The sequence below is a fragment of the Mycobacterium sp. TH-M106 genome, assembly GCF_057473765.1.
This window is the reverse complement of the sequence record NZ_JBYCLE010000364.1, coordinates 1-1,882: the sequence shown is the minus strand read 5'-3', so window position 1 is coordinate 1,882 and position 1,882 is coordinate 1. Positions and strand designations below refer to the sequence as shown.

Sequence of the window (1,882 nt, the reverse complement as noted above, 5' to 3'; positions counted from 1 at the left end):
CCACAGGCTCTATGCCGCGCCCGTCACCACCAACACCCAGTTGCTCTGGTATCGCACCGACCTGATGGACAAGCCGCCGACGACCTGGGCGGGGATGCTCGCCGAAGCGGCACGGCTGCACGCCGCCGGTGAACCCAGTTGGATCGGGGTGCAGGGCAAGCAGGACGAAGGCCTGGTGGTGTGGTTCAACACAGTGCTGGTCAGCGCGGGTGGACAGGTGCTCTCCGACGACGGGAAGACCGTTACCCTCACCGACACGCCGCAGCATCGGGCCGCCACCGTGGCGGCACTTCAGATCATGAAATCGGTCGCCACCGCGCCGGGCGCGGATCCGTCGATCACCGAAACCGACGCGAGCACCGCACGGCTGGCATTCGAGCAGGGCAGGTCGGCACTGGAGGTCAACTGGCCCTATGTCCTGGCGTCGATGCTGGAGAACGCCGTCAAAGGCGGAGTGAGCTTCCTTCCGCTGAACAAACGTCCCGACTTGGCCGGCAGCATCAACAGGGTCGGTACCTTCGCCCCTTCGGATCAGCAGTTCCGTGACGCATACCAGGCCAGCAGGAAAGTGTTCGGTTTCGCGCCGTACCCGTCGGTGCAGCCGGGTCGGCCAGCGAAGTCGACGTTGGGTGGGTTGAACCTGGCCGTCGCGACGACCACCCGGCACCGGGCGGAGGCGTTTGAGGCGATCCGCTGCTTGCGTGATGTGCAGAGCCAGAAGTACGTCTCACTGGAAGGCGGCCTGCCTCCGGTACGCACCTCGTTGTACTCTGACCCGCAATTCCAGACCAAGTACCCGATGTACGCCGTGATCCGCCAGCAGCTCACCGATGCCGCGATCCGGCCGGCGACGCCGGTCTATCAGGCGGTGTCCACCCGAATATCGGCAGTGCTGGCGCCGATCACCGACATCGACCCTGAGCACACCGCCGACGAACTCGCCGAACAGGTGCAAAAGGCCATCGACGGCCAGGGGCTCATCCCGTGACCCGCACCGAGGACACCAGATCGCAGCGGCGATTGGCGTTTGTGCTGATCGCCCCGGCGGTGATCCTGATGCTGGCGGTGACGGCCTACCCGATCGGTTACGCCGTATGGCTGAGCTTGCTGCGTGACAACCTGGCCACCCCGGCGGAGACCTCGTTCATCGGCCTCACCAACTACCAGACCACCCTGACCGATTCCTACTGGTGGACGGCGCTGTTGGTGACGTTGGCGATCACCGTCATCTCGGTGTCGATCGAACTCGTCCTGGGTTTGGCGCTGGCACTGGTGATGCATCGGAGCATGTTCGCCAAGGGCATCGTCCGCACCGCCGTGCTCGTTCCCTACGGCATCGTCACGGTGGCCGCCGCCTACAGCTGGTACTACGCCTGGACGCCCGGGACCGGTTACCTGGCGAATCTACTGCCCGACGGCAGCGCCCCGCTGACTCAGCAGATTCCGTCGTTGGGCGTGGTGATCCTGGCCGAGGTGTGGAAGACGACGCCGTTCATGGCGCTGCTGTTGCTCGCCGGCCTTGCGTTGGTACCCGAAGACCTGTTGAAAGCCGCGCAGGTCGACGGCGCCGGTGCATGGCGGCGACTGATCAAGGTCATCGTGCCGTTGATCAAACCGGCCGTCCTGGTGGCGCTGCTGTTCCGCACGCTCGACGCGTTTCGGATCTTCGACAACATTTACGTGCTCACGCACGGATCCAATAACACAGGATCGGTGTCGATTCTGGGCTATGACAACCTGTTCAAGGGTTTCAACGTGGGGCTGGGTTCTGCGATTTCGGTGCTGGTCTTCGGCTGTGTCGCGATCATCGCGTTTATTTTCGTCAAGGTGTTCGGTGCTGCGGCACCCGGTACCGGGAGACCGTGATGGCCGAGCGAGCGGA

The 1,882-nt window shown here is 64.2% G+C and carries 2 protein-coding genes; both read left to right on the top strand.

Annotated features, from left to right (window positions below; translation table 11 throughout):
• On the top strand, window positions 1–988 hold a 988-nt coding region (locus tag AC2VOP_RS12835; protein ID WP_486961326.1), incomplete at its 5' end, for an extracellular solute-binding protein.
• Entirely contained in the window at window positions 985–1,866 is an 882-nt protein-coding gene (locus AC2VOP_RS12830; protein WP_486961325.1) for a carbohydrate ABC transporter permease, read from the top strand. The genes AC2VOP_RS12835 and AC2VOP_RS12830, both read left to right, overlap by 4 nt.
• The last annotated feature ends 16 nt before the right edge of the window (window positions 1,867–1,882 follow it).